Here is a 24,336-nt window from a genome sequence, read left to right as displayed (position 1 = left end):
GTCCGAGGCAGTGGTTACCGGTCAGTATCCTGCCATGGGCGGCCCTATTTGGGCAGTCGCAGTCCCTGCATGCCGCCGTCCACGGCCAGCGCCACCCCGGTCGTGGCCGACGCGTCCGGCCCGGCCAGGTAGGCGATCGCGTGCGCGATCTCCCCGGCCGTGACCAGGCGCCCCGACGGCTGCCGGCCCTCCAGCGCGGCTCGTTCGGCGTCCGGGTCGGCGGCCGCGTCCAGCAGCCGCTGCACCCACGGGGTGTCCGCCGTACCCGGATTGACGCAATTGACGCGGATGCCCTCGCGCAGGTGGTCGGCCGCCATGGCCAAGGTCAGCGACAGCACGGCGCCCTTGGTCGCGCTGTACAGGGCCCGGCGCGGCAGGCCTGCGGTGGCGGCGACCGAGCACGTGTTGACGATCGAGGCGTGCGACGACCCGCGCAGATGGGGGAGCGCGGCCCGGCTGACCCGGACGATGCCCTGCACGTTGACGTCGAAGACCCGCGCCCACTCGGCGTCGTCGTTCTCCTCGACCGTGCCCTGGGCGCCGATCCCGGCGTTGTTGACCACGACGTCGAGCCCGCCGAACGCGGCCGCGGCCGCGGTCACCGCAGCCCGTACGGAGGAGTCGTCGCTGACGTCGCAGCGCAGCCCCAGCAGCGGATCCGGCACGCCGGCGGTGAGATCGAGGGTGGCCACCCGGTAGCCGCGCGCGGCCAGCAGGGTCGCGGTGGCCAGCCCGATCCCGGAGGCGCCGCCGGTGACGACCGCCCGCAGGCCGGTCATCGGGGGCCCACCACCTGCTGGCGGGCGCTGCCCAGGTGCTCGATGCCGAGCGTCATCACGTCCCCCGCCCGCAGATACACCGGCGGCTTGAGGCCCAGCCCGACCCCGGGCGGCGTCCCGGTGTTGATCAGATCGCCCGGCTCCAGCACCAGGAACTGGCTGAGGTAGTGCACGACGAAGAACGGATCGAAGATCATCGTCCGGGTGTTGCCGGTCTGGCGGCGCTCGCCGTTGACGTCGAGCCACATGGCCAGGTCGTTCACGTCCGGGATCTCGTCGGGGGTGGCCAGCCACGGGCCCGCCGGGTTGAACGTCTCGGCCGACTTGCCCTTCACCCACTGCCCGCCCCGCTCCATCTGGAAGGCGCGCTCGCTGACGTCGTTGACCAGCACGTATCCCGCGATCGCGGCGGCCGCGGCGTCGACCGACTCCAGATACGAGGTGCGGCGCCCGATCACGATGCCGAGCTCGACCTCCCAGTCGGTCTTGACCGAGCCGCGGGGCAGGCGCACGTCGTCGTCCGGGCCGACCAGCGTGTTGGGCGACTTGGTGAACAGGATCGGCTCGTCCGGCGCGGCCTGCCCCGTCTCGGCGGCGTGGTCGCTGTAGTTGAGCCCGATGCACAAAATCTGGTGCGGCCGCGCGATCGGGGCGCCGATGCGCTGCCCGCCGATCAGGCGCACGTCCCCGGCCGCGATCCGCTCGGCCACCGGCCCGGCGATCCGCTCGATCCCGCCGCTGCCGAAGAACTCCTCGTCGAAGTCCTTCACCAGGTCCGACACGTCGACGTAGTCGTTCTCGCCGGCGCGGACGGCGGGCTTCTCGGCGCCGGGGGCTCCGATACGCATGAGGAACACGGGTGGGACTCTCCGATCTCAGGGGATCCAGTACGGCGTACGCAGTCCTTTGGTGCCCACGTCGGCGGTGAACAGCCGGCCCGAGGCGGGTTGGCGGGTCAGCGCGGCCGGGCCGAGGTCCTGCGTGGCCGTGGTGATCACGAGGATGTCCAGGCCGGGCCCGGTGAACGCGCAGCTGGTGGGTTGCGGCGCGCCGACCTCGACCACGGCCAGCAGGTCACCGCCGGGGGAGCGGCACTCGATGCGGCCCCGGCCCCAGATGGCGATCCACAGGTTGCCGAGCGCGTCCACGGTCAGGCCGTCGGGCAGTCCGTCGGAAATGCCGAAGAGCTTGCGCCGTACGCCGTCGGGATAGTCCCGTCCGTAGACGACCCCGGGCACCGAGTCGATGCTGTAGAGCGTGCGGCCGTCGGGGCTCCAGGCCAGCCCGTTGGACAGGGTGAGATCGTCGTCGAGCACGGTCACGGTCTCCCCGTCGAGCCGGACCAGCCTCTGCGTGCCCCGTGACTCGTCCAGGGCCATGCTGCCCACGACGAACCGGCCCTGAGGGTCGACCGCGCCGTCGTTGAGCCGGCTGCCGGCCCGGCCGAGGCGCGCCAGCGGTGTCTCCCGCCCGACCCGGACGACGTCGTCGCGGGTGGCCACGAGCAGGTCACCGGCTTCGGAGACGGCCACCGCGCACGCGAGATCGTCGAACTGGAAGGTCTCCGTGACGGCGATGTGCTCGGAGCTGACCGTGCCGGCGTGCACTGTGCCACCGAGGATGTCGACCCAGAGCAGGCGTTGCCGCTCCGCGTCCCAGACCGGGCCCTCGCCCAAGGCGTAGGCCTGGTCGCCGGCGGGACGGGCGACGAAGCGGGCAGTCATGTTCCGGATGGTAGGCGCAAGGCACGCGCAGAAGAAGGATCTTCCCGACTTGCGGCACCGGGGTTACGGTCAGGACATGTCTGATCGGCGCAGCGCACAGTGGTACGGCGGCGACGACCGGAACAGCTACATCCACCGCGCGTGGATGCGGCGGGGCCTGCCCGCCGACGCGTTCGACGGTCGCCCGCACATCGCCATCGCCAACACCGCCAGCGACTTGACCCCCTGCAACGCGCACCTCGACGAGGTCGGGCGGAGCGTGGCCGACGGCATCCACCGGGCCGGCGGCATCGCGCTCAACCTGCCCGTCGTGTCGATCGGTGAGACGCAGGTGCGGCCGACCGCGATGCTGTGGCGCAACATGGCCGCGATGGCGATCGAGGAGATGCTGCGGGCCAACCCGATCGACGGCGTGGTGCTGCTCGGCGGCTGCGACAAGACGATCCCGGCGCTGCTCATGGCCGCCTCCTCGGTCGATCTGCCGGCCGTGGTGGTGCCGGGCGGCCCGATGCTCACCGGCACGTTCCGCGGGGTGCCGCTGGGCTGCGGGACCGACGTGTGGAAGCTGAGCGAGGAGGTGCGCGCGGGCACGCTGAGCGCGGACGAGTTCCAGCGCTCGGAATCGTCGATGATCCGCAGCCGCGGTCACTGCAACACCATGGGCACCGCCTCCACCATGGGGCTGCTGGCCGAGGTGCTGGGGATGACGCTGCCCGGCATCGCGGGCACGCCGGCCCCCGACAGCCGGCTGCTGGAAGCCGCGCACGCCACCGGGGTGCTCGCGGTCGACCTGGTCGAGCAGGACAGACGGCCCAGCGCGGTGATGACCCGGGCGTCCTTCCACAACGCGATCGTCGCGCTGGCCGCACTCGGCGGGTCGACCAACGCCGTGGTGCATCTGCTGGCCATCGCCGGGCGGCTCGGTGTCCCGCTCACCCAGGACGACTTCGACCGGATCGGGGCCGGGGTGCCCCTGCTGGCCGACCTCCAGCCCGCGGGCCGCTTCCTGATGGAGGACCTGTATCGGGCCGGCGGTCTGCACGCCGTGCTGGCCGAGGTGCAGGACCTGCTCGACCCGGCAGCGGTCAGCGTCGTCGGCGAGCCGTTCGTCTCCGTGCTCGATGCCGCGCGGGTCTACGACCGTGAGGTGATCCGGCCGCGCGCCGACCCGCTGCAGATGGAGGCGGGCATCGCCGTGCTCCACGGCAACCTCGCGCCCGACGGCGCCCTGGTCAAACCGGCCGCGGCCACCCCCGCCCTGCTGCAGCACCGGGGCCCGGCCGTCGTCTTCGACTCGGTGGAGGACCTGAAGGAACGGCTCGACGACCCCGCGCTCGAGGTCACCGCCGACTCGGTGCTGGTCCTGCGCGGCTGCGGCCCCAAGGGCTACCCCGGCATGCCCGAAGTGTCCAACATGCCGCTGCCCGCGAAGCTGCTGGCCGAGGGCGTCCGCGACATGGTGCGCATCTGCGACGGGCGGATGAGCGGCACCGCGTACGGGACGGTGGTTCTGCACGTCGCCCCCGAGGCCGCCGCCGGCGGGCCGCTGGCCAAGGTCCGTACGGGCGACATGATCGTGCTCGACCTGGAGAACCGGCGCCTCGACGTCGACCTGCCCGCCGACGAGTGGGCCGCCCGCGAGCCGTCGGCCGAGGCCGCCCGCGCGTACGCGGCCCCCGCCCGCGGCTGGGAGAAGCTCTACGTCGACACCGTGGGGCAGGCCGACACCGGCGCCGACCAGTCCTTCCTGCTCGGCGCGAGCGGGGACAAGGTGTCCCGCGAGTCGCACTGACTCAGGTGGTGGTCGAGGCGGGCTGACCGGCGGAGCAGGTGACCGTCATCGTGGTGAGCGTGCTGCCGTGCTTGAAGGTGACGGCCGGGGCGGAGGCCGGGCCCCGGTCGGCCGACTGGACCTTGAACGGTTTGCGGGCCTCGTAGGAGACGATCTCCGCGGTGCTGGGCGAGGCGCAGGTCGCGGTCAGGGTGCCCGCGTCGGACGACCAGGTGCGGGTGACCGGTTCGGCCCCCGGACCCGGGCCCGGGCCGGGCGGTGGCGTGACGGTCGTGCTGGTCGGGACGGGTTCGGTGGTCAGGGCCGGACCGGCCGTCGGGGCGGTGGTCGCGCCCGGTGCGGTGGTGCGGGCCAGGCCGGGGGCCGGCACGGCAGCCGCGGACGTCGGTCTTCTCGTCGCCGGCCCGGACACGGGGGCGGATACCGGTGCGGCCGATCGTCCGGCCCGGGGCGCGGCCGGTGGCGAGGCGGACGGGGCGGCGATCGGGGCCACCTCCGGGTCGCCGGGAATCAGAAGCCATCCGGCGGCGCCGGCCGCCAGCAGAAGCGCGGCCGCGATCGCCCAGCGGCCACGATGCCCGGTGCCGGCGGCCTTCGCTGGGCCGTCCGCTGCGGCGGCCTTCGCTGGGCCGTCCGCTCCGGCGGCCTTCGCTGTCCCGGCTGCTCCGGCTGGTGGCGTGTCGCGGGCCGGGTCTGTCGCGCCGAGGGCCATGGCCACCGCGGCGGCCGAGGCCGTGTCGACCGCGGCCGCTGCCGGGTTGCCGGCCCCTCGGCTGAGCAGGGCGGACACCTCGCGGGCGCTGGGCCGCCGGGACGGATCCTTGATCAGGCAGCGTTCGCACAGCTCGGCGATGAACGCGGGCACCCCGGTCACCGGGGGCAGCGGCGCGGGCTCCAGATAGATGTGCGCGGTCAGCATCTGGGTGGTGTCCTCGCTGGTCCACGGCGAATGCCCGCAGAGCAGGCGGTAAAGGACCACACCCAGCGCATAGACGTCGGAGGCCGGCTCCACGGCGTCGTCGATCAGCCGCTCCGGCGCCAGGTAGGCGGGGGTGCCCAGCACCTCGATGTCGAGCTCGCCGGTCCCGCTGGGCGCGGTGGCGGCGGCGATGCCGAAGTCGACGACCTTGGCCCCGGTGGGGCCGAGCATGACGTTGGCCGGCTTGATGTCGCGGTGCACCAGGCCCAAGGCGTGCGCGGCGGACAACGCGGCCGCGATCTCGGCGCAGATCCGCATGGCCACGCGCGGCGCCACCGGCCCCTGCGTCATGCGATCCCCGAGCGTGCCGCCCTCGACGAGCTCCATCACCACGTACGGGAAGACTCGCCCCTCGGCCGCCATCTCGCCGTAGTCGTGCACCTGGGCGATGTTCGGATGCGACAGGGCCGCCGCGGCCTGCGCCTCCCGCCTGATCCGATCCTGGTCACCCTGCTCCGCCGCCACGATCTTGACCGCGACGGTGCGGGCCAGCACGTGGTCCCGGGCCCGCCAGACCACTGCCATCCCACCGGCGCCGATCGGCTCGTGCAGCTCGTACCGGCCACCGAGGACGACACCGGCGAGGTCACTGCGTCCGTCCATTCGAGGCAGTCTGCCTTGATCGACGATCGTTCGCATCCTCCGCCCGGCCTGTCAGGCTGTGCACCTGGTCATGCTGCACCGCGCGGTCGCCCCGACGCCGAGGTCAAATGCCAGGCCCTCCCCGGTCACGCCGTCCCGGTCATCCTCACGCCGCCGAGGTGGGAGCGGTGACCGTCAGCGGCGTCCAGGCCCCGGCCCCTTGGGTGCCGGCTCGGACGCCCAGCTCGACCGGTGGCGGCAGAAATACCCCAAGGTCGCGCCCATCACGAACACGTGCCCGGCCGCACCGACAAGGTCCTCGCGCAACGCTCCCGGTCGGCCTCCCATGGTCGTCGGCCCCCGCACCCACGGCTACCAGGGCCTGATGCTCGGCTCCATCGGCAGTCGCCTGCTGCAACGCTCCGGCCGCCCGGAGCTGATCGCCCGCTGACCCACCCCGCGCACGACGTGCGGCTGGGGCGGTGTCGCGAGGCTATGATCAACGACCGTGACCTCCACGCCGCGTTACGTGCTCTTCCCCGGCCGGCATCATCTGCTCACTCAGTTCCAGGCCGATTACCTGCAACGTCTCGCGGACGAGGGAGCCGAAACGATCGTGTGGGCGGTGACGTCGGCGAACCACGAGAACACGAAGCGTAACCCGATCCCGTACCACCGGCGGGAAGCGGCCATCGAGCGGTTCAGCGTGGAGACGGGGCTGCGGTCGGTGGTCGTGCCGATCTTCGACACCGCGCCGACGGACAGGTTCGCGCAAGTGACGCTCAAAACCGTCACCGTGGCCACCGGGCTCGATCTCACTCCGGCCGACACCCTGGTCGCCTGTTCGACGCCGCAGGTCGCCGCGCTCTACGAGGACCTCGGCTTCCGGATCGCCCTGGTCGAGGCCGAACCGGACCTGCCCGCAGTACCCGAGCGGCCGTGGGACGTGCTGCTGCGCCTGGCCGCCGGTGACGACTCGTGGCGCAAACTCGCGCACCCGGCGACAGTCGACGTGTACGACCGCTACGGCCTGAGCACTGTCGTGCAGACGGTGGTGAACGATCCGGTCGTCGGCGACGAGGGCGGGTTGACCGCGACGCGCGACTACCGCACGTACGTGGAAGCCTTCGCCGACGCCGCCGCGCGCAAATGGACAGCTGTGCGCCAGTACGTGCAACCGGGCCGGATCGTGGACATCGGCTGCGGCGCCGGCGCGGTGCTCGAACTGGCCGACCGGGACGACGCGCTGCACGAGAGCGACTTGATCGGCGTCGAAGTCGCGCGCCACCTCTATCAGGAATGCGTGCACAAGAAGGCGCAGGGCGTCTTCGCCAACGCGAACGTCTACTTCTACCAGCGCAACGTCCTCGGCGGCGCGGTGCTGCCGGACCGCTCGGTCGACACGACGCTCACGTTCGCGCTCACCCACGAGATCTGGTCGTACGGCCGGCAACGCGCATCGTTGCTCCAGTTCGCGCGCCGCATCCACGACCACACCGTGCCCGGCGGCGTCTGGATCAACAGCGACGTCTGCGGCCCCGGCGACCGCACCCGCCCGGTGATCCTGCGCCTGACCGGCGACGACGGCGACAACCCGAGTTCCCCCCGTACGGACCTGGCCGGGCTGCCGTCGGCCGAAGTCGCCGCTTATGTGGGGTCGTTGTCGACGCGCGCCAAACTCGATCAGTTCGCGGTCGACTTCGCTTTCCCGTTCGAGTACGCGGCCCGGCCCGACGGCACCGTCCGGATCGCGCTGGGCCAGGCCATGGACTTCCTGACCCGCAAGGACTACACGGACAACTGGCTGTCGGAGACCCATGAGCAGTTCTGCGGCCTCGACTTCGCCGACTGGGTGTCGCTGCTGGCCGAGGCGGGTTTCGACCTCGACCCGGCGTCGCACCCGCTGCGCAACGACTGGGTGATCGACAACCGGATCGCCCCCGTGGCGTCGCTGGCCGACGAGGCCGGAAACCCGCTCGACTGGCCGGACACCCACGCCGTCATCGTGGCCCGCCGCCCTCACAACACCTGATCCCGGCCCGGTGGCGCTGCGACACCTGACTGTGGCCCGTCGGCGTCGCTGTGCTCGATCATGGCTCGTCGGCTTCGCTGTGCTCGATCATGGCTCGCCGGCGTCGCTGTCCTCGACCGTGGCCCGGTGGAGCCGCCATACCTGATGGTGGGCTGCTGGCGTCGCGACACCCGCGGTCCGGGCCGCCGGCGCCGACAGGCCTGATCACGAGAACGGCAGGTCGACCTCGTTCGACGCGACGCAGTCGTCGCACGGCGGCCTGACCCGCTCGGGGATCGGCGGCGACAGACCGTTCGACTTGAAGAACTGCAATCTCGCCGCGGTGGCCTCGTCCACCTCGTAGACAAGAACGCTCCGTGGCTGCCGAGGATCGGCGTCGTCGGGCACCCGGAAACGGTAGCTGTAGTTCTCTGGCTGCGCCGAAAGATCCTTGCTGGGCCAGTACTCGCTGTGCCCGTTCACGTTGTGAATGCGGACGACAGCCCAGAATCGCCGGCCCTCGCCGGCCGTCCGGCTCCGCGCGACGATGATCGTGACCTCCCGATCGGATTCCCCTTTCACCGTCACCCGCACCGGGTGCGGGCCGTCCACCCGATTCGGTTTCTGCCGGTGGCCGAAGAGAAATCCGATCACGCCACCGACGGTGACGACCAGAACAAGGGCCGCCGCTCGGACGGCGACCGCCCGCATGTGCTTGTAGAACATGACTCCGACGACCGCCGCGGTGACCACAGCCGTACCGACGCCGATGAACAAGAATCCGTTGCCGCCCGACGAGCCCAGAAATTGCGCAACGCCCGACAGGCCGCCCAGGACTACGGTCGCTCCGCTGAATATCGCCTTTTCGCTCGGGCTCGATGCGGGTGGTGCGCTACCGTCTGGTTCCGGCTCTTCGCGGGAATCGCGCGTCCGGGGCTCGGGTGTTCTCTCGCGGCGAGCCCGGTCGCCTCCGATGCGCGCGATCACGAGTACTTTTTCACCCTCTCGCGTGCGTCGTCGGACGGTTCATTCTAAAAAGAAACGGGGAAATTGACCGTCGCTCTTTGGGGCTACTGATGGCATCTGCCAGACGATCGACGCCGCTCGTTTGAGGGCTGACAATCGACGGGTCCTCGAAGAGCTGACAGCCCGCTTCACGCTCGCGCATCGCGGCCGCCTGCGCACCCCGGCGTGGGCAGTGGTCGGCTTCTGCGTGATGATGCTCGAACTGCTCGACATCCGTCCCCGCCTCGACCGTCCCGGCCGGCCGGTGTCGAAACGCCGCTCCACCTGGGCCTGCGGGTGCGCGGCGCGCACCACCTGACGCAGTCCGCTCAAGGTGACGTGAAGGTTGTTGCGCGCGGTCGTCCGTCGGCCGGAATCGTGGCTGTCCGCTCATCAGACGAGAAACCCGCCATTCAGCGACTCATGGTGCCGGGCCTGCTTGCACTGTCTTCTGCAGTCGTCATCGCAGTGTTCGTCGGCCGCCCTCCGGCGTCGTTCTCCGCCGGGTGGCGCTCGGCGGTCACGGGGTCAGCAGTCGGCCGATCTGGTCGCGTTGGGCCGGGTCGGCCAGGGCTGCGCCCGGAGCGACCAGCGCGTCGGCCGCCTTCCGGCGTCGTTCTCCGCCGGGTGGCGCTCGGCGGTCACGGGGTCAGCAGTCGGCCGATCTGGTCGCGTTGGGCCGGGTCGGCCAGGGCTGCGCCCAGAGCGACCACCCGGGCGCCGGCGTCGAGGAAGCGGGGAGCCGAGGCGATGGACAGGCCTCCGGTGGCTACGAAGCGCACCTCCGGGAACGGGCTGTGCAGGGCGGAGATCCAGCCCGGGCCGAGCGCGGCGGCCGGGAACGCCTTCAGCCAGCGGGCACCCGCCAGCCACGCCCGCTGCACCTCGGTGGCCGTTCCCACACCAGGCAGATGAGGCATCCCGGCCGCTTGGCTCGCCGCAAGGATGTCCAGGTCGAGCCCGGGCGCGACCGTATATTGCGCGTTCGCGTCCGAAGCTGCCCGCACCTGCTCGACCGTGATGACCGTTCCGGCACCGACGCGCAGTCCGCGCTCACCGGCAGCATCGGCCACCGCGCGCAAGGAGGCGACGGCATCGGTCGTCGCAATCGGCACTTCGAGCACGGTGACACCGGCGTCCCACAATGCAGTGGCGACCTCCACCGTTTTGCCCGGCTCCAGCCCGCGCAGGACAGCCATGACCCTGTGGCCGGCAAAGATGTCGTCGAACGTCATAGGATCTCCTCGACGGTGGCGGTCCTCAGCGCTGCCCGGCCGGCTGAGGTACGGCCCCAGTCCTTATCTTGTCGCAAACGGGTCGCCGGACTGATCGAGGGCACCGTGCCGGACGGTTGCCGGTCAAAGGCTCGCACCGGGCCTCCGAGTCCGGAGGGACCTCGGGCCCTTGCGCGGTTCACGGGCGCCAGAGCCAGCGGAGGGCGTCGGGGAGCAGCACACCGCCGTGGTTCGGGTTGTGGCCGCCGTCGCCGAGGACCAGGCGGAAGTCGTAGCCGGCCTCGGCCAGGGCGGCGGCCACGCGCAGGTTGGCGGCCAGCCAGTTGTCGTCCGGCTCGTTCCAGCCGAGGTCGCGGTGGCCGGCCTGGAGGAACAGCCGCAACGGCTTACGCGGTACAGCCGGGATCAGTCCGGGGTACGGGTTCCCGCCGGGCATCTGCGCGAAGCTGGACAGGAGGCAGATCGCCCGGTCGAACCGGTCGGGCCGCAACCAGGCGGTCGTGAACGCGCAGTTTCCGCCACTGCTGCCGCCGCAGATGGCCCAGCCGTCGCCGGTGATGCGGAACCGGTCGCTCACCAGGGGGACGACCTCGTCGATCAGAAATGAGCAGTATCGCTCGTCGAAGGCGTCGTACTCGACGTTCCGGTTCTTCCGGTCGCCGATGTGGCCGGGGTCGACGAACAGGCCGATCGTCATCGGGATGTCACCGCGATGCGTGAGGTTGTCCAGAACGATCGCCGCGCGCATCTCGCCGTCCGGGTCGAGATACCACCAGCCGTCCTGGAACACGATCAGCCGGGCCGGTGTGGCCGGGTCGTACCCGGCCGGCACGTGAATCCAGACCTTGCGCGTGGTCCCCGGGTAGATCGCACTGTCGTCCCAGCCGAGCTCGATCGTCCGGCCCTCGGCCACGCCGGCGCGCCGCGCCGAGTCGGGCCCGTGCTCGTACCGGACGTCCGCAGCCTCCGGGGCCAGGCCGCGAAAGGGCATCACGAAACTCATCGGCGCACGTTAGTCCCGCCCGCCGTCGCGCAGCCAGCCCTTTCGGCCTGACGGTCGGCGCTCGTCAGCGCTCGATCAGGTCGTTGGGTCCTTTGCTCATTTGTTGCCTCGCCATGGCGCTCGGTGTTCGTTCGCGCATGTTTGCCGATTGGGACAGTGCTTGCGGGCGCGGCGCGGATCACCGGCATGGCTGCTCAGGTGGCGGGGTCCTGGTCGTTGGTGCGCAGATGGTCGCGCAGGATGCGCTGGTTGCGCGTTCCCCACGTGCCGGCGGCGACGATGTGCAGGTGGTAGCCGGGTCGGCGGTAGAACAGCCGCCGCAGCGTGTTCGCTTCGACGTCTTCGTAGCCGATTCCGCTCAGCTCTCCCTCGGGATCGCGGACGGCGTCCGGCACGGTCGCCTCGCCCGCGCGTCGTCATCACGCGCCAGCGCCGGGGCGGTGGCCATCAGGTCGATGATGGGCTTGGCGGGCAGGCCGGGAACCGAGGTGCTGCCCACGTGCTCAGCGACGGTGACGGTTTCGCCCAAGGCAGTGGACTCCTCCGTCGAAGCGCGCGGCCAGCACGGGCCGGGTCGTGTAGGCGGGGATGTGCCGGCGTTCCGGGGTGCGGCCGGCCACGCGCATGGGCGAGTTGCTCAGTCACGACTCTCGATGGTCACCTTGCGTCGCTGACGAAGGGAACATGACGACCATGGCCACGCCGGGGTCCCGGGCCTCGGCGAACGCGTCGCCGCCGTGGGCTGCGGCCAGCTGCCGGACGATCCACAGGCCGAGGCCGGTGCCTTCGGCGCTGCCCACCGCGAACTGGCCGAACAAGCGGTCGCGCAGCTCCGCGGGAATGCCGGGACCGTGGTCGCGAACCTCCAGCCGATCGAGGCCGTTGCTGGACGTGACGGTCACGACCACAGGTGGCGAGCCGTAGCGCGCCGCGTTGGTGAGCAGGTTGACCAGGATCTGCTCGAAACGCTGCTTGTCCACGTGCAGGGCCTGCGCGTCGTCGATCTCCAGCGTCACGTCGGTGTCGGTACTGCGTACGTGGGTGAGCGTTTCCTTCACCAGGGCGCGCGCGGAGTGCTCCCGGCGGTCGAGTTGCAGGTGACCCTCGCTGTCGATGCGCTGCACGTCGAGCAGGCCCTCGGCGAGCCGGGTGATGCGGGCGGTCTGGCGCAGTGCGGCATCGAGCATTTCGGTGACCGGCGCGGGCGCCTCGACTTTCAGCTCCTCGAGCACCATGCGTACGGTGCTCAACGGACTGCGCACATCATGCGCGAGGGTGCTCATCATGGCCGAGCGCCATTGCTCGATGCGCTCGAGGCGTTCACGATCCTCGCGCAGATGGCGGGCCTGGGCCTCGATCAGCAGCGCGACGGCGATGGCGATCGGCATGAGGATGAACGCGCTGCTCAGAATGAGCGCCGGTTGGTGTGTGAGGACGAGCGGCACCAGATAAGCGAGCGTGGCCGGCACGGCATAGGCGAGCAGGATCCAGCGCGGGAAGTGCAGTGCCGCCCAGGCGTACAGCAGCACCAGGAAGGGGCCGGTGCCGCTGGCCGATCCGCCGAACGACCATGTCGACAGCCCGAGCACCCCGAAAGACGGCAGCCCCAGCCAGGCCGGCGTGTTCGGTCGGAGCCGGCCCCACCGCGGCAGCAGCGCCACGGAAGCGAGTCCGAAGTCGCACGCCGCGACCAGCAGCAACCGGTCGGCGTGGGCCGGGTCGTTGCCGATCCCCAGCAGCGCCAGCAGCCCCGCCAGAATCAGCAGCAGCCCGGCCTGCCGGGCCGCAGCGCGCGGCCCGGTCCCGAGGAGTCGAAAAAGTCCGGTATGAGCAATATTGTTAGTATACGGAAGAGTTCGGCCGTCAGTGCTCGGCCAGGATGCGCTCGACGTCCGCCGCTGCGTGCCCGACCACGGCGCCCGGACGAAACTCCTCGGGCAGATGCGGCAGTTGATCCTCGTTCGTGAGCATGACCGGGCCGCCGGGCAGCAACACGACGGCGTCGGCCGCGGCAGCGAACGCCATCAGCAGGTCGAGAACCGGGCCCGCGGAGAACCTGCTGATCATGACGCCGTCCGGACCCGGTTCGGCGATGTCGGCCTAGATCTCGGCCCCGCTGCCGTCGGTTACAGCCACGAAGGGCGCATTGTCCGCTGCGGGGGCCCGGCCGGCCGCGGTGCTCAGCCAGTCCTTGACCGCGCGCGCTACCCGCGCGGGATCGCGCCACCCGGCCACCCCGATGCTCAGGCGCGGCGCCAGTTCCGGCACGCCGTCGCGATCAGCGGGCTCGTGGGCCCGTACGGTGAACCGGTCCTCGTTCATGACGGCATCGTCGCAGCACAGACGGCCGCCGATAAAGGGTCAGAACGGCTTCTCCCACACCGGTACCGGGGGCAGGCCGACCGCGGCACGGGCCCGGTCGGTCAGCTCCTGGATCAGGTCGGTCTTGGCGGCGGTGTACGTGTGGGGGTGCGGCCTCGTCGCGGCGAGCGAGCGTTTGAGCGCGGCGTAGCGTTCGGCTTCTGCGGGGTGAGCGCGCAGGTAGTCACGCAGGAGGCGCTGATTGCGGGTGGGCCACGAGTCGAGCGTGACCACGTGCAGGATGTGCGTTCGCGCATCGTCGGCCCAGCGTGCGAACAGTAAACGATCAGTCATGCCGTTCAGGTGACGTTCGTAGTTGAGCGAACTGAACGAACGCGCATCAACGGACGACAGTGAAGGCACCGCGGCCATCAGGTCGATCGTCGGCTTGGCGGCCAGGCCCGGCACGGCGGTCGACCCGATGTGCTCGACGATCGGCAGCAGGGGGGACAGCTCGGCGATCGCCGCGGCGGCCATCGACGGCCAGCGGGCGTTGTACTCGGTGACGACGACCATGCCGTCAAGGTAGCCATCACCTCGGCAGGAGGTAGTCATTGGCATGACCGGATCGATTAGTGTCTATGCAAACCTGAGTGGCATCATTCCCCACCTGGAGGTCGCTCATGAGACGACGACGTACGGCGGTGGCCGCCCTGGCCCTCGCGATGCTGGGCGCCCTGATCTCCACGCCGGCCGCCGACGCGGCCCCGGCCGCCAGTGCCGAACCCGCGCAGTACGAGATCTACGACGTTCGCAACGCCGGGCAGCGCAACCAGATCGCGCGGACCGGTGCGGCCATCGACAGCGTCGAGCACGCCACGGTCACGATCACCGCTACCCCGGCCGAGGTGCGTGCCCTGCAACGTCAGGGCTTCGACGTGCAGCCACTGCTGGCCACCTTCGACTTCCCGCCGTCGGACGCGCCGTACCACAACTACAGTGAGATGGTCGCCGAGGTGAACCGGGTGGTGGCCGCCTATCCCGCGATCGCGAGCAAGCGCACGATCGGCCGGACGTACGAGGGCCGTGACATCGTCGCCGTGAAGATCTCCGACAACGTGGGCACTGACGAGAACGAACCCGAGGTGCTCTACGACGCCAACCACCATGCGCGCGAGCACCTGACCGTCGAGATGGCGCTCTACCTGCTCAACCTGTACACGAGCAACTATGCGACAGATTCGCGCATCCGCAACGTCGTGAACAGCCGCGAGCTGTGGATCATCCCGTCGGTCAACCCGGACGGCTCGGAGTACGACATCGCCACTGGCAGCTACCGTTCGTGGCGCAAGAACCGTCAACCCAACAGCGGCTCCTCGAACGTGGGCACCGACCTCAACCGCAACTACGGCTACCGCTGGGGCTGCTGCGGCGGCTCGTCGGGCAGCACGTCGTCGGCGACCTACCGGGGCCCGTCGGCGTTCTCGGCCCCCGAGACGCGCGCGGTGCGCGACTTCGTCACCAGCCGGGTGGTGGGCGGAAAACAGCAGATTCGCGCAGCCATGGACTTCCACACCTATTCGGAACTGGTTCTGTGGCCGTTCGGGCACACCACCGCCAACACGACCACCGGCATGACGACCGATGACTACAACACGTTCTCCACGTTCGGCCGCCAGATGGCCGCGACGAACAACTACACGCCGGAACAGTCGTCCGATCTGTACGTCACCGACGGGGACCTGCTCGACTGGCTCTGGGGCACGCACAAGATCTTCGCGTACACGTTCGAGATGTACCCGCGTACGGCGTCGGGTGGTGGCTTCTATCCGCCCGCGAGCGTGATCACGCGAGAGACCACGCGCAACCGGGAGGCCGCCGTGCTGCTGGCCGAGGTGGCAGACTGCCCGTACAAGGTGATCGGCAAGCAAACCACGTACTGTTCCTGACCGTTTCGCCGACGCCGCCCGGTGCGCATCGACCGGGCGGCGTTGCGTGTCCGACAGAGGTATTCGTGCAGTTCTTTGTGTACGGCCGTGACCGTCCCGGCGCGCTGCCGCTCAAAACGGAGCTCACCGAGCAGCATTGGACATTCCTCGACCCGTACGAGGATCGCCTGATCGCCCGGGGTCCGACGCTCGACGAACACGGCCACCCGACCGGCAGTCTGCACATCGTCGACCTGCCCGACGTCGAGGCCGCGCGCGCGTTCACGTACGAGGAGCCGTACTACCGGGGTGGCGTGTTCGAGTCGGTGATGCTGTGCCGCTACGTCAACCTGCTCGGCCGCGCGGTGGTGAGCGACACCGGCTACCTGGTCATCGCGGGCGGCGTCGCCCCGATCACCAGCAAACACCTTTTCGCGTACGGGGACCTGTTCGCTGTCGACGGCGCCGCGCACGCCGGCCGGGCCGCGCTGCTGCAAGCCCCGTCGCTCGAGGCCGCCCTGCGCACGGCGCCCGACGACGCCTCGGTCCACCCGTGGCGGCTCGGCGGCCGCCGCTGACCTCAGTCGCGCTGTCCAACGCGCAGAACGGTCAAGTAGCGGCGCACGGCGTGGTTGCTCATATGTGTGCGGATGCGCTCGGCGACGGCGTCGAGCAGCGGCTCGCGCACCCCAGCGGGCAGCCGTCGGTAGGGCGAGTTCGAGCGCAGGTGGTCGGCGAAGCCCTGACCGTCGAAGTGCTGCTCGGTCGGATACCAGCGCACGACCGTCGGCGCGAACAACTCGTGCAAAGACTGATCGGAGTTGCGCACTTGCTGCTCGACCGGCGGGTGGCCCCAGTCGGGATTGCCCGGGGAGTAGCGCTCGTGCAGGTCGGCTGTCTCGGCGTACACCTCGGGCTCGCCGGGCCGGCTGATCACCACGTGACCCAGCAGGGCCAGCCGGCCGCCAGGACGCAGCACGTCGTGCGCCTTGCGCCAGCCGACGGCCGGATCGACCCAGTGCCACGAGCTCGCGGCCACAACGGCGTCGAACCGCTGCGAGCCGGCTTCCCACTGCTCGAACGTGGACTCGGCCACCTCGGCGCCGGTGTTCGCGCGAGCCAGCGCGGCCATGTCCGGGCCGGGCTCCAGGGCCGTCACCGCATAACCCCGATCGAGCAGGGGACGGGTGGCCTGACCGGTGCCGGCGCCCACCTCGAGCACCGGCGAACCGGCGTGCAGGCCGGCCAATGCGGCCAGATCGTCGAACAGGGCGCCGGGATAACCGGGGCGGACCCGGTCGTACAGCTCCGGCACGTCGTTGAACACTCGACCCAGGTTCGCCATGCCGGGATTATCCCGTGCCGGCCCTGCGGCTCGGCCCGGCGCGTCGTCAATCCAGGCAGAACTCGTTGCCCTCGGGGTCGTTCATGACGATGAAACCGGCGCTCAGGGGGAGATCCGGCTCGGAGCGGCTGATCCGCTTCGCGCCCAGAGCCACAAGACGATCACACTCCTTCTCCAGGGCGGCCATCCGCTCGTCGCCGTCCAGGCCGGGCGCGGCCCGCAGGTCCAGGTGCAGGCGGTTCTTGGCCACCTTGTCCTCGGGGACCTGCTGGAAGAACAGGCGCGGGCCGGTGCCGTCGGGGTCCTCGAGGGCCGACGCGGCGTTGCGGCGCTCCGGGGACACGTTGTTGCGTTCGAGGAAATCGTCCCAGGCGTCCAACGGATCGGTGCCCGGCTCGACCGTGACGCCGGGCGGGCCGGGGTGCACGTAACCGAGCGCATCACGCCAGAAGATGGACAGCGTCCGGGGGTCGTGGGCGTCGAACGTGACCTGAATCGTGCGGCTCATCGGGTGGCCTTTCGGAGATGGAGGTCGCGCAGCAGGCAGACCTCGGACAGGTGATGGATCAGTTCACGGTGGATGTGCAGGACGAGCGTGGCCATCGGCGCGTCGGGGTAGGGTTCGGCCGGACCGCACGGTTCGCGCAGCCCATCTTGTTCGAGGTTGCGCACTCCGGCCAGCCACACGCCGATCTGCTCATCCAATTGCGCAAGGGCCTCGTCCGCAGTGGCGGCATAATCCCATTTCTCGTACGAGGCCTCGGGCGCCCCGAAGTGAGCGAAGTTGCGCACGGCGAGCACTCCGACGATGACGTGCCCGAGACGCCACGCGATGGTCGTGACCGGGGCCGGCTCGGGCTGCGGGAACGCGAAGTCGATCGTGTGGGCGCCGCTGCCCGCCTGCACCTGCGCGGTCGAGGTGCCGCGCAGCCGCACGTTCCACGCGGCGGGGACGGGCTCCCAGAAGTATTCGTCGTCGGTCAGTCCGTCCAGACGTGCGCGAAGCTGATTGTTCCAGTGCCACTCGAACTGCTCGCGCAGCGTCTGGTTCCAGTCGAATGCGTGCATGGGCCCACCCTGACATGGAACGAGGACAGGATCGGTCCGCAAACTCTGCAAGAGTGTGCGCGTGGACGACATGGGGACGACCGAGCGGGTGCTGGCCCTGCTCGGACTGCTGCAGCAGCGGCGGGTGTGGACCGGGCCCGAACTGGCCGAGCGGCTCGGTGTCACCACGCGCACGGTCCGGCGCGACGTCGAACGGTTGCGCGTCCTGGGTTATCCGGTGAACGCCGGGCAGGGGCCCGGGGGTGGTTATCAGCTCGGGGCCGGGCAGGAACTGCCGCCGTTGCTGCTCGACGACGAGGAGGCCATCGCGACCGCCGTCGCGCTGCTGGCCGGGGCGGAAAGTGGGGACGCGGCGCTGCGGGCGCTGACCAAACTGGACCGGGTGCTGCCGACCCGGCTGCGCCACGAGGTGCGGGCACTGGCCGGTTCGGTGTCGTCGTTCGGGGGAGGGCGGCCGGAGATCGACTCGGAAGCGCTCATGACCCTCGCGCGGGCCTGCCGCGACGCGGTCGCTGTGCGTTTCGCCTACCGGGACGCCGAGCGGCGGGTGGAGCCGTATCAGCTGGTCGCGTCGGACCGGCGGTGGTACCTGCTGGCCTTCGACCTCGGCCGGGAGGATTGGCGCACGTTCCGCCTCGACCGCATGTCCGGCATTGCGGAGCTGTCGTGGCGGTTCGTGCGGCGTGAGACGCCGGACGCTGCGGAGTTCGTGCAGGAGAGTGTGTCGAGCCGGGTCTACCGCTATCAAGGGCATTTTCTCGTACGGGCGGCTGCGGCCACCATCCGCGCCCTGATCCCGGCGTCGGCGGCGGTGGTGCGCGCGAAGACGGCCACCACGTGCGAAGTGACCAGCGGGGCGGCCGACCTCGACTTCATCCTCATGCACATGGTGCTGCTCGGCCACGACTTCGAGGTCCTCGACCCACCGGAACTGCGCGACCGCTGCTCGGTGCTGGCCGCCCGACTGCGCGCGGCCGGCAAGACCACATGACGCGCACACTCGATGCGCCTGCGATGAACGTGGTTGCGCAGTCGTGCGCAGTATGGCCGTGGCGTCAGGTGCACGTATGCGGCGATCGGACCCCGTGCGTTCAGTGGCGCTTGGTGCACGTATGCGGCGATCGGACCCGTGCGTTCAGTGGCGCTTGGTGCACGAAGGCGGCGGCGAGGACGGTCGGGTGTCCGTCGCCGGCAGTTGCGTGCAGGTGGCACCGCGACGTGAAGCGGTGCCGCCGTTTAGTGCGCGTAGATGGCGGCCGGCGGCGGCGCGGAGTTGGCGGTGGTTGCGCAATTGGCGCCGTGACTCAAAGCGATGTCGGCGTTCATAACGTGCAGGCGACGGCCTGCGCCCGCGCAAGTCGGCGGTTGTTGCCCGGTTGACGGCGGGCGGTCGTTTTGTCGACGGCATCTATTGCGCGCTAGCCGCCGGCGGCTGCGTGAAGTTGGCGGTTGTGCGCAACCGGCGGTCGGGGCGGTTGCTGTTGGCGTATTTGTGTGCGCAAGTAGGGCTGGCCGTTGCGTGAAGTTGGCGGTTGTGCGCAACCGGCGGTCGGGGCGGTTGCTGTGTTGGCGGTATTTGTGCGCGCAGGTAAGGGCTGGCGGTTGCGTGACGTTGGCGGTTATCGCGTCCGGCAGGGCAGCCCGTGCGCTTCAGGAAAGGGCAACCGGCGGTCGGGGCGGTTGCTGTGTTGGCGGTGTTGTTGCGCGTAGGTGGTGGCTGGTGGCTGGTGGCTGCCCGAGGTTGGTGGTTTTCCGCGGCCGGCGCCTGGCTTTGTGCGTCTGCTCGGGTACCAGTTGTCTGTGATCATGGGGCCCAGGGGCTATTGGCCATTTCTTGTGTCCGTCAGTTTCGGACCCACTCGGCCTGCGCGGTCCCGGGCGGAGGTTCGGCGCTGCCGGTGAAATCCGGCTTCACGTGCGAGGCTGGGCGGTGTGGCCGCGGCGTGCCGATGGTGCTCGTGGGGGTCGTGCTGGCTGATAGAGGAGGAACCGCGGTGGAGTTCACGCGGCTGGGCCGGACCGGGCTGAGGGTGAGCCGTATCGGGCTGGGGTGCATGAGTTACGGCCAGGCTGCGGCCGGCATGCATCAGTGGACCTTGGATGAGGAGGCCGCGGCGCCGTTCTTCCGACAGGCCGTCGAGTTGGGTGTGACATTCTGGGACACCGCGAACGTCTACCAGGGCGGCACCTCGGAGGAGTTCGTCGGGCGGGCGATCACCCGGTTCTCCCGGCGTGAGGAGATCGTGCTGGCCACCAAGGTCAGCGGGAAGATGCACGACGGCCCCGGCGGCAGCGGTCTGTCCCGCAAGGCGATCCTGGAGCAGGCCGAAGCGTCGCTGCGCCGTCTGGGCACCGACTACATCGATGTCTACTACATCCACCGGTTCGACCCGGAGACCCCGGTCGAGGAGACGATGCAGGCCCTCGACGACCTGGTCCGGGCCGGCAAGGTGCGCTATCTGGGTGCGTCATCGATGTGGGCGTGGCAGTTCGCGAAGGCGCAGTACGCCGCTGTGGTCAACGGGTGGACGACGTTCGCGGCGATGCAGGATCAGTACAACGTGCTCAAACGCGAGGAAGAGCGGGAAATGATCCCGATGTGTCTGGATCAGGGTGTCGGCCTGACGCCGTACTCGCCGCTGGCCAAGGGCCGGGCGACCCGGCCGTGGGGTCAGCAGACGGCCCGGTCGTCGTCGGACAACGTGGCCAAGGCGTTCGACCGTGACGTCGACGAGCCGGTGGTGCACGCGATCCAGAAAGTCGCGGAGGCGCGCGGCGTCGCAATGGCCCAGGTGGCGCTGGCCTGGCTGCTGTCCAAGCCGGTCGTGTCCTGCCCGATCGTGGGCGCCACCAAGCCGCATCATCTGCAGGACGCCGTCGCTGCTCTTGAGGTGCATCTGACGGAGAGCGAGATCGCCGATTTGGAGACCCCTTACCTGCCGCAGGACAACTACTGGTGGTGATCACCGTCGTCGAGCCGGATGCGGGGCGGGAAGGCCCATGAGCAGGGATTTGTCTCCCAGTTAGGGCCCACCTCGATCGGGTGGATTCGATGTTCGCCAGTTTCGGGCCCACCGTGACAGGCGGGAGCATCGGCTGGTCTGGACGGGAGCCCGCCGATGCCCGATGTCGAAGGTCGACCTGTTGCGGCGATTCGACGAGACTCCCGCGCTGGCATGACAGTGCGGGCACTCGCGCGCAAGTATGAGGTGAGCACCGGCCGGGGATCGTGATCACGAACAGCGGGCGGTGCTCGACGCCGTACGGGATGCCGCCAACCGCTGGGTGTTCCGCGACCTCGGCCTGGACAAGTGGGACGGCGTCAAGCAGGTGTGGGCGGGCGGATCGCCCCGGGCGCGGCACGGCGCCGACATCACCGGCACGTTCGAGCTGGGCGTGCGGTCGCTGCTGACGCACGACGCCTACCTGCGCGGACTCGGCTCTGGCGACTTCGACGCGGAGGAGTTCCTCGAAGGGTTCGCCCGTCAGACCGGCGCACGTATGGGCGTCAAGTACGCAACCGGCTTCGAGGTGTTCACCGTCTAGTAGGTGAGCTCCACGACGAACCATTCGCCCGGGCCGGTCAGCGTGAGCGGGCCGCCCGGGTGGTAGGCGGCCGCGCCGTCGCGGGCCAGTTCGGCGAGCACGTGCGGGCGGTCGCTCAGGTCGAGCTTGCGGGCCTCGTCCGCGCCGACCTCGACCGTCCACACGCTCACATGCGGGTGCGCGATCACCGGCAGCCGCCCGTCCGCGGTGGCCGGGCCCGGCCGCTGCCCCTCGACGCTGCGGTCACCGGCCCCGATGTCGTGCGGCTCGGGCCGGTTCTCGCCCAGGTCCTTGAGCTCGACCAGCCGATTCTGGTAGAACCGCTGCCCGATATTGGTCAGCCGGTGCACCGGCGAGAGCGGCCGGTAGACCGAGCCGCCGCGATACTCGTTCAGGAAACGCGGCTCGCTGCCGTCCAGCCAGTCCATGCGCGCCTCGGAACCCGAGATCGAGAGCACCACGTACGGGTTGTGGTGCAGGTGCCACGGATGGGTCTCACCGGGCGGCAGGGCGACGTCCCACACGCGGACCACGTCGTTGTCGAACAGCACCGCCTGCCCGACGTCGTCCAGAACGACACGCTCGCCGGTGGGAGAGTGCACCACTTGACCCTTCACGATCACCACCCCACCATCCGATGTAGTCGATGTCAAAGAAACGGAACGTCTGTGCTCCGGATGCAGCCCGTCATCGAGGTCCCGTACGCCGACCCCGCTACGCCGCCACCGTGGCCGGTCGCGTCGCTGCCGTCGTGGTCGTGGATGCCGCTCACGGGCGGCTGCACCGACGGTGAGGTGGCACTGTTCGCGTCCGTGCTCGACTTCTCGGCCGACAAGCTGATCGCCTGCGGCGGCGTCCGGCTGGAGGACACGGCCACGGGATCCGTGGTGGTCCCGGGCTGTTGTGCGGGCCTGGAGAGCTGGCGGGACGACTGGACGTCGGTGCTCGCGGGCGAGGGGCCGTGGATCGGGCACGACCCGGAGACCGCGTTCGCGTTCCAGGGAGCGGACGTGCTGGTCGAGCAGGGGGAGACGAGCATCGTGGTGCCGTTGGCGCGGCTGCCGGGCTTGCTGGAGGGCGTACGGGGGGGAGTTGATCGGCTTTCTCGGTGTGCTCGACGTCTGGGCGGCGCGGATGGGGAAGACCGGGCTGGTGGCGGCCGTCGACCGGGACTTCGCGATCACCGCTCCGCTGTCATGAGTCCTGGACGATGCGGGCCAGGGTGCGCAGGCCGGTGCGGGCCATGGCCGGGTTGGTCTCGGCGTAGTACCACGGAAGGCCCATCGCCTGGGCGAACGCCCACGCCTTGCCGCGTTGCCACTCCAGGTCGCTGGGGCCGAGGGCTTCGCGCAGCGTGCGGCGGGGGCCGGGCTCCAGGAGGTGCCAGGCGCCGACCAGTTCGAGGGCGGGGTCGGTGGCGGACAGGCCGCCGACGTCGAGGATGCCCGACAGCCGGGCCTGGGCGGTGCCCGGCCGGCGGCCCTCGGCGGTGAGCAGCACGTTGCCGGGGATCAGGTCGCCGTGGGTCATCGCGTCGGGGGTGTCGCCGCGGGGGAGTTCGCGCAGCTCGTGCCAGAGGGGGCGCAGCGACGGGTCGTGCCTTTCGAGGCAGATCTCCATCCACTCGTCCTGCGAGGTGAGCTCGCCGCCGCGGCCGCCGCCGGTGAAGGTGCGGCCGTGGGTGGGCAGCGACCGTACGGCGGACATGAACGCGGCCAGGTCGAGAGCGAAGTCGTCACCGAGAGACTGGTCGGTGACGACCACGCCGGGTAGCCACGTCTGGACCGACCACGGCAGCGGGTAACCGGGGCCGGGCTCACCCAGCGCGATCGGTTCCGGGGTGGCGAAAGGTGTGCGACCGAGCAGCTCCCGCGCCGCGGCGGCCTCGCGTACGAGCCACTCGCGGGCGCCGGGGCGAGGTTGCAGCGGGAAGCGGAGCGTGTAGGAGTCGCCCAGCCGGAAGATCGCGTTGACCGTGCCCTGCGTGTCGAGCTCGCGCAGCGGCAGGTCACGCCACTGCGGGAACTGGGCGTCGACGAGCGCGCGCACAGTCGCGGCCGGGATGTCGAGCTGATCGGCGTGCAAAGCGGGACCCTAGAGCTCGTCGCAGGTGTTGCGGACATCGGTGACCAGCTGAGCGATGCGATCCAGGTTGAAGGTCACGACGGCTTGCTGCACCTGCTGGGCCTGCGCGGCCAGCACCCGGTAGTCGTCGTCGGCCTGACCCGCCGACTGGGCCAGCGAGATGGCGCCGCCGAGCTGATACGTGGCCTGCTCGGTCAGCGTCTCGGGCTGCCAGGTGTCGGGCACCCGCTCGAAGACCCCGCACGCCGCGGCGGCGTCGGCCCGGGCGTCGTCGCCCCCGCCGCCGACGAAGGAACTGGCCGCCCAGAGGATGCCGACCACGAGCGCGCCGGCCAGCACACCGACGGCGCCGGCCAGAAGCAGCCGCCGGGAACCGTTGCCGGCCACCGGCGGGGCTTCGGCCGTGACCCCGACGCCCTGGCCGGGCCGGCTCGGGGCTGGAGCACCCGCGGCGGCCGGCGGATACGTCCCGTCCGCCGGCGGCGCGGCGTACGCGGCTTGCCCGTCGGGCTGAGGCTGAGTCGTGCCGGCCGACGGCGTCGCCGGCGTGAGGTGCGGCTCGGAAACGCCGGTTGGGGGTGGCGTCGGGCCTTGCCGTGGCTCCGTCGTGCCGGCGACCGGGTGGGCCGGGCCGGTCGGCGCCGGGGCGGGTTGTGGCTGGGGCAGGCCGGTCCGGGGTGGCGCTGGGTCCGGGTTGACCGGGCCAGTCGGGGGCTCGGCCGGCGCGGGTGGGGTCTGCGCGGCTTCGCCGGTGGGCCTGCGCCAAGGGGTGTCCGCCGCGGGTCCGGCCGGGTCGGGCGCCGGCGGGGGAACCGGTGCGGGCCGGGACTGCTCGGGCGGCTGCGGCGTGGTCATAGCCCGAAAGAATGGCATAACCCGCCGAACTCGGTCACTCCCGCACCGAAATGCCACCCCGGCGCTGTCGCTATGGTGAGCGTCCATGCCCGTTTGCC

26 protein-coding genes and 2 pseudogenes are annotated in these 24,336 nt (G+C 70.6%); 8 read left to right on the top strand and 20 right to left on the bottom strand.

The features are described 5' to 3' along the window. Nucleotides 1–44: 44 nt before the first annotated feature. Genes BKA14_RS10875 through BKA14_RS10865 form a run of 3 tightly spaced genes read right to left on the bottom strand, consistent with a single transcriptional unit; the run spans nt 45 to nt 2,503 of the window. Nucleotides 45–779 (bottom strand): SDR family NAD(P)-dependent oxidoreductase, encoded by a 735-nt coding sequence (locus tag BKA14_RS10875; RefSeq protein WP_184950809.1) that lies wholly within the window; start codon nt 777–779, stop codon nt 45–47. After that, nucleotides 776–1,627, bottom strand: coding sequence for a fumarylacetoacetate hydrolase family protein (locus BKA14_RS10870; protein ID WP_221477696.1), 852 nt, complete (start codon nt 1,625–1,627; stop codon nt 776–778). Before BKA14_RS10870 ends, BKA14_RS10875 begins: the two co-directional genes overlap by 4 nt. Nucleotides 1,628–1,654: 27 nt before the next feature. Beyond that, complete coding sequence (locus BKA14_RS10865) at nt 1,655–2,503, bottom strand: SMP-30/gluconolactonase/LRE family protein (protein ID WP_184950807.1); 849 nt, start codon at nt 2,501–2,503, stop codon at nt 1,655–1,657. Between the two features lie 76 nt (nt 2,504–2,579). Between BKA14_RS10865 and BKA14_RS10860 the strand changes: the two genes are divergently transcribed. Continuing rightward, nucleotides 2,580–4,295: a dihydroxy-acid dehydratase gene (locus BKA14_RS10860; protein ID WP_184950806.1), complete on the top strand. Its 1,716-nt coding sequence runs from the start codon at nt 2,580–2,582 to the stop codon at nt 4,293–4,295. Nucleotide 4,296: 1 nt separating this feature from the next. Here the strand turns inward: BKA14_RS10860 and BKA14_RS10855 are convergent, their stop codons facing one another. Further along, the gene (locus tag BKA14_RS10855; RefSeq protein ID WP_184950805.1) at nt 4,297–5,877 is read right to left on the bottom strand and encodes a serine/threonine-protein kinase; all 1,581 of its coding nucleotides are present in this window, start codon (nt 5,875–5,877) and stop codon (nt 4,297–4,299) included. Nucleotides 5,878–6,364: 487 nt separating this feature from the next. On the opposite strand from BKA14_RS10855, the gene BKA14_RS10850 reads away from it, so the two are divergent. Beyond that, nucleotides 6,365–7,888, top strand: coding sequence for a class I SAM-dependent methyltransferase (locus tag BKA14_RS10850; RefSeq protein WP_184950804.1), 1,524 nt, complete (start codon nt 6,365–6,367; stop codon nt 7,886–7,888). A gap of 204 nt (nt 7,889–8,092) precedes the next feature. Here the strand turns inward: BKA14_RS10850 and BKA14_RS10845 are convergent, their stop codons facing one another. Further along, nucleotides 8,093–8,854, bottom strand: a complete 762-nt coding sequence (locus BKA14_RS10845) for a hypothetical protein (protein WP_184950803.1) — start codon at nt 8,852–8,854, stop codon at nt 8,093–8,095. A gap of 121 nt (nt 8,855–8,975) precedes the next feature. On the opposite strand from BKA14_RS10845, the gene BKA14_RS10840 reads away from it, so the two are divergent. After that, nucleotides 8,976–9,191 (top strand): hypothetical protein, encoded by a 216-nt coding sequence (locus BKA14_RS10840; RefSeq protein WP_184950802.1) that lies wholly within the window; start codon nt 8,976–8,978, stop codon nt 9,189–9,191. A gap of 322 nt (nt 9,192–9,513) precedes the next feature. Here the strand turns inward: BKA14_RS10840 and BKA14_RS10835 are convergent, their stop codons facing one another. The 8 genes and pseudogenes from BKA14_RS10835 to BKA14_RS10800 all read right to left on the bottom strand — a co-directional run bounded on the left by BKA14_RS10835 (nt 9,514) and on the right by BKA14_RS10800 (nt 13,987). Next, complete coding sequence (locus BKA14_RS10835) at nt 9,514–10,107, bottom strand: bifunctional 4-hydroxy-2-oxoglutarate aldolase/2-dehydro-3-deoxy-phosphogluconate aldolase (RefSeq protein ID WP_184950801.1); 594 nt, start codon at nt 10,105–10,107, stop codon at nt 9,514–9,516. Between the two features lie 178 nt (nt 10,108–10,285). Further along, the gene (locus tag BKA14_RS10830) at nt 10,286–11,110 is read right to left on the bottom strand and encodes an alpha/beta hydrolase (RefSeq protein ID WP_184950800.1); all 825 of its coding nucleotides are present in this window, start codon (nt 11,108–11,110) and stop codon (nt 10,286–10,288) included. A 194-nt stretch (nt 11,111–11,304) separates the two neighbouring features. Next, the gene (locus tag BKA14_RS10825; protein ID WP_184950799.1) at nt 11,305–11,505 is read right to left on the bottom strand and encodes a GrpB family protein; all 201 of its coding nucleotides are present in this window, start codon (nt 11,503–11,505) and stop codon (nt 11,305–11,307) included. Beyond that, a pseudogene (locus tag BKA14_RS45525) lies at nt 11,469–11,669 on the bottom strand (GrpB family protein); the annotation flags it as partial. The gene BKA14_RS10825 and the pseudogene BKA14_RS45525, both read right to left, overlap by 37 nt. An 82-nt stretch (nt 11,670–11,751) precedes the next feature. Next, entirely contained in the window at nt 11,752–12,771 is a 1,020-nt protein-coding gene (locus BKA14_RS10815) for a sensor histidine kinase (RefSeq protein WP_239092357.1), read from the bottom strand. A gap of 202 nt (nt 12,772–12,973) precedes the next feature. Further along, the gene (locus tag BKA14_RS10810; RefSeq protein WP_184950797.1) at nt 12,974–13,177 is read right to left on the bottom strand and encodes a hypothetical protein; all 204 of its coding nucleotides are present in this window, start codon (nt 13,175–13,177) and stop codon (nt 12,974–12,976) included. 33 nt (nt 13,178–13,210) lie between these two features. Next, nucleotides 13,211–13,432: a hypothetical protein gene (locus tag BKA14_RS10805; protein WP_184950796.1), complete on the bottom strand. Its 222-nt coding sequence runs from the start codon at nt 13,430–13,432 to the stop codon at nt 13,211–13,213. Between the two features lie 39 nt (nt 13,433–13,471). Then, nucleotides 13,472–13,987 (bottom strand): GrpB family protein, encoded by a 516-nt coding sequence (locus BKA14_RS10800; protein ID WP_203721860.1) that lies wholly within the window; start codon nt 13,985–13,987, stop codon nt 13,472–13,474. Nucleotides 13,988–14,094: 107 nt separating this feature from the next. On the opposite strand from BKA14_RS10800, the pseudogene BKA14_RS10795 reads away from it, so the two are divergent. Both BKA14_RS10795 and BKA14_RS10790 read left to right on the top strand, forming a co-directional pair. Then, a pseudogene (locus BKA14_RS10795) lies at nt 14,095–15,354 on the top strand (M14 family metallopeptidase); the annotation flags it as partial. A 71-nt stretch (nt 15,355–15,425) separates the two neighbouring features. Further along, the gene (locus BKA14_RS10790) at nt 15,426–15,917 is read left to right on the top strand and encodes a YciI family protein (RefSeq protein WP_184950793.1); all 492 of its coding nucleotides are present in this window, start codon (nt 15,426–15,428) and stop codon (nt 15,915–15,917) included. A 2-nt stretch (nt 15,918–15,919) separates the two neighbouring features. Here the strand turns inward: BKA14_RS10790 and BKA14_RS10785 are convergent, their stop codons facing one another. Genes BKA14_RS10785 through BKA14_RS10775 form a run of 3 tightly spaced genes read right to left on the bottom strand, consistent with a single transcriptional unit; the run spans nt 15,920 to nt 17,752 of the window. Continuing rightward, nucleotides 15,920–16,684 (bottom strand): class I SAM-dependent methyltransferase, encoded by a 765-nt coding sequence (locus BKA14_RS10785; RefSeq protein WP_184950792.1) that lies wholly within the window; start codon nt 16,682–16,684, stop codon nt 15,920–15,922. A 46-nt stretch (nt 16,685–16,730) separates the two neighbouring features. Further along, nucleotides 16,731–17,192: a VOC family protein gene (locus BKA14_RS10780; RefSeq protein WP_184950791.1), complete on the bottom strand. Its 462-nt coding sequence runs from the start codon at nt 17,190–17,192 to the stop codon at nt 16,731–16,733. Next, complete coding sequence (locus BKA14_RS10775; RefSeq protein ID WP_184950790.1) at nt 17,189–17,752, bottom strand: DinB family protein; 564 nt, start codon at nt 17,750–17,752, stop codon at nt 17,189–17,191. Before BKA14_RS10775 ends, BKA14_RS10780 begins: the two co-directional genes overlap by 4 nt. A gap of 70 nt (nt 17,753–17,822) precedes the next feature. On the opposite strand from BKA14_RS10775, the gene BKA14_RS10770 reads away from it, so the two are divergent. The 3 genes from BKA14_RS10770 to BKA14_RS10760 all read left to right on the top strand — a co-directional run bounded on the left by BKA14_RS10770 (nt 17,823) and on the right by BKA14_RS10760 (nt 21,298). Next, on the top strand, nt 17,823–18,743 hold the full coding sequence (locus BKA14_RS10770; RefSeq protein WP_184956676.1) for a helix-turn-helix transcriptional regulator: 921 nt from the start codon (nt 17,823–17,825) through the stop codon (nt 18,741–18,743). A 1,003-nt stretch (nt 18,744–19,746) separates the two neighbouring features. After that, nucleotides 19,747–20,715, top strand: coding sequence for an aldo/keto reductase (locus tag BKA14_RS10765; RefSeq protein ID WP_184950789.1), 969 nt, complete (start codon nt 19,747–19,749; stop codon nt 20,713–20,715). Between the two features lie 286 nt (nt 20,716–21,001). Further along, the gene (locus tag BKA14_RS10760) at nt 21,002–21,298 is read left to right on the top strand and encodes a hypothetical protein (RefSeq protein WP_184950788.1); all 297 of its coding nucleotides are present in this window, start codon (nt 21,002–21,004) and stop codon (nt 21,296–21,298) included. Here BKA14_RS10760 and BKA14_RS43775 read toward each other — a convergent pair. From BKA14_RS43775 to BKA14_RS10740, 4 genes are all read right to left on the bottom strand, one after another. Further along, nucleotides 21,295–21,900: a cupin domain-containing protein gene (locus BKA14_RS43775; RefSeq protein ID WP_184950787.1), complete on the bottom strand. Its 606-nt coding sequence runs from the start codon at nt 21,898–21,900 to the stop codon at nt 21,295–21,297. The two genes, BKA14_RS10760 and BKA14_RS43775, sit on opposite strands and share 4 nt — an antisense overlap. 47 nt (nt 21,901–21,947) lie before the next feature. After that, the gene (locus tag BKA14_RS10750; protein WP_184950786.1) at nt 21,948–22,337 is read right to left on the bottom strand and encodes a hypothetical protein; all 390 of its coding nucleotides are present in this window, start codon (nt 22,335–22,337) and stop codon (nt 21,948–21,950) included. A gap of 155 nt (nt 22,338–22,492) precedes the next feature. Then, on the bottom strand, nt 22,493–23,383 hold the full coding sequence (locus tag BKA14_RS10745; RefSeq protein WP_184950785.1) for a phosphotransferase: 891 nt from the start codon (nt 23,381–23,383) through the stop codon (nt 22,493–22,495). A gap of 9 nt (nt 23,384–23,392) precedes the next feature. Then, nucleotides 23,393–24,238 (bottom strand): hypothetical protein, encoded by an 846-nt coding sequence (locus BKA14_RS10740; protein WP_184950784.1) that lies wholly within the window; start codon nt 24,236–24,238, stop codon nt 23,393–23,395. Nucleotides 24,239–24,336 lie beyond the last annotated feature (98 nt).

Origin of the sequence: Paractinoplanes abujensis (genome assembly GCF_014204895.1) — a bacterium.
Taxonomy (GTDB): Bacteria; Actinomycetota; Actinomycetes; order Mycobacteriales; family Micromonosporaceae; genus Actinoplanes; species Actinoplanes abujensis.
This window is presented reverse-complemented; position numbering and strand designations above follow the sequence as displayed.